General features: G+C 32.0%; 1 protein-coding gene. It reads right to left on the bottom strand.

Going from position 1 to position 2,875, the window contains the following annotated elements:
* Positions 1 to 73: 73 nt before the first annotated feature.
* The coding region (gene treY / locus AFK68_RS03420) for a malto-oligosyltrehalose synthase (RefSeq protein ID WP_143437479.1) at positions 74 to 2,875 on the bottom strand (2,802 nt) is incomplete at its 5' end.

Below are 2,875 nucleotides of genomic sequence, written 5' to 3'. Positions count from 1 at the left end.
CATTCAAATTTTTACCTCGAAAATTTTTTTAGCAGTAAATTTAAACTTACTTTTGAATTCACCAGACCTCTAGTTAATTATCAAAATCAGAAGTATTAGTTGTTTCACCACTCTCATTAATTAATAATGCTACAGGGAAATGACTCAAGACATCTCTAATCCACAAAGTATCCTCTTGTTCACTTTCTAACTCTTGTTGAGTAATCACATTTTTCCACACTAAAGAAGAACCTGAAGGTAAACAAATTCGTGTTTCATGCCAGACTTGTTCACCTAAAGGATATTCTCCTTCTTGCACCAATTTAGTTAATAACCTTGGGGCAATAATAATAGCTGTACTATCTCCCCATTTTCTGGAGAAAGCAACTATATGGTCTTTCAAACTACCCATAACAATTAACTTTTGGTAATCTCCACGTTGAAATAATTCCACATATTCTCGACGTGCCCGTAAAGCTTGATAAACCAGAAACATTTTAATCTTACCAGTCTCTGGAGTTGGTAAAAGTTCCTCAATTAATCCCAAAATATCTGACTCTATTTTTGTCTTAATTTCCTGAATAAATTCTGCCCTTTTTTCAAAATCAACAGGGCGACGGTTATCAGGATCGACAAGACTTAAATTCCATAATTCTGTACCTTGATAAATGTCAGGAACTCCAGGAGAAGTAATCTTTAGAAAAGTTTGAGATAAAGAATTCAAAATCCCATAATGTTTAACCTTACGTTGCAAAGGTCGGAAAGCTACTAAAAATTCATTTTCTTCTGAATCTTTAAGTATACTTTCTACAAATTTAATCAATGAACTTTCATAACCACAATCCGGTCTCAACCAACCTGTATTAACTTTTGCCTCTCGAATTGCTTTAATAATATATTCTTTAATTCGTTCTACAAAAGTTGGATATTCACTTTCATCAAAAGGAAAAGCTCCCAGTAAAGTTTGATATAAAAAGTATTCATCATTAGGAGAAGGAACATCTAAATCTCCAACACAATCTTTGTGAGGAGCATTAATTTCCTGCCATTTTTTTAGATAAATTTCCCACTCTTCAGGAATTTCTGAAAGTACATTAATTCTAGTTCTGACATCTTCCCCTCGTTTAGTATCGTGAGTAGAAGTTCCATTCATAGCATGAGGCCAATAAGCAATACGATGTTGATTAAATCCATGAAATTCATCAATTGAAATGCCAAATTTACTAGGAGTTGAACCAACTTCATTCAGAGAAATAAGTCGATTATAAATATATAAAACAGTATCTTCTACACCCTTTGCCATTAATGGTCCGGTAAATTGTTGTAAACGCATGACAAAATGTAGCCATTTATCTTTATCTTCCTGGTTTAAATACTCATCAAATTCTAATAAGAGAAACTTCTCAATGAAATTTAATTCATTTAAAAGTTCATTGATAAAATTTGGTATTATTTTCTTTGTTTTAGCAATTACTCCTTGAATACATTCTCGGTCAGCTTTACTTACTCCTTCTTTACTAACGTAAGTTCTGTATACAGGAAATACCGACATAACTTCTACTAGAGCAGCTTTTAAACCAAAAGTAGTAAAATCACTAGCATATCTATATTTACTAGAAATATCTTTCAGTAAGTGAGATAAATTATCAATATCTCCAGCCAAATGCTTATTAATAATTAGTCTTTGATTTTCATCGACTAGGCGTTCATAATTAGAACTACCTCGAATAAAGCGAGAGTAAATTTGATTAAAATCCTGTTCATTATAATTGTCACAAAACAGACCATTGACATAATTTAAAAAGTCATAACCTGTAGTTCCTTGAACCGGCCAATTAACAGGTAAATCTTCATCAGGTTCGAGAATTTTTTCCACAACAATATATGGAGCATCTGCTTTTTCTCTGAGTCTATTTAAGTATTGAGCAGGGTCATATAATCCATCAATATGATCGATTCTCAAACCTGTAAATTTTTGCTCTTTCAACATTTCTAAAATCAGACCATGGCTAGTGTAAAAAAACTTATCATCTTCTACTCTAACTGAGATTAAATCGTTGACTGTAAAAAACCGTCGATAATTCAATTCTTCATTACCAACCTTCCAGAAAGATAAGCGGAAATATTGATCGGATAATAATTTATCCAACAAGTCAAAACTTTCTGGCTTTCCTGGAACTCCGTTGAAAGTATTTATATTTTCTTCAATGAATTCTTTAATATCTGAATTTTCATTCCATATCTCCCACAACATCCCTTTAATGAAACTAATCTGGTCATATCTTTCTCTGCCTTCAGACCCAGAAGGAATGTATTTTAAACTGTAGAGAACTCCCTGAAACTTAACAAAATCTGGGTTATTTCTACCTAATTTATTTTTTAATCTGCCAATTTCGTATGTTAATACCTGAGTATAAGATTCAATTCTAATCGGAAATTGATGGTCATAATAATTAACAGTTAATCCATTTTGACCATACTGAATTTTTAACTCTCCACTTTCCAGACAATCTCCATAAAATTTACCCAGGAAAGGTGCTAAAACTCTACCTCTAATACCTTCATAAGGATGATTCCAATCAATATCAAAATAGTCGCGATATTGAGATTCAGGACCATTTTCTAAAACATCAATCAGAATATGATTTTGGCTATTAAATGCCATGTGATTAGGAACAATATCCTGTAGCCATCCTATCTCATAATTTTTGATTTCTAAAGCAAGTTCTTCAAATTTTTCTTTACTTCCTAATTCAGGATTAACTTGATTAGGATTAACTACATCATATCCATGGGTACTACCTGTTTTTGCTTTGAATATTGGAGAAGCATAAATATCGGAAATTCCTAGTTCTGCTAAATATGGAACTATAATTTTGGCTGCTTGAAAGTCAAA

Source organism: Hydrocoleum sp. CS-953, from assembly GCF_002260545.1.
Taxonomy (GTDB): Bacteria; Cyanobacteriota; Cyanobacteriia; order Cyanobacteriales; family Microcoleaceae; genus Trichodesmium.
This window is presented reverse-complemented; position numbering and strand designations above follow the sequence as displayed.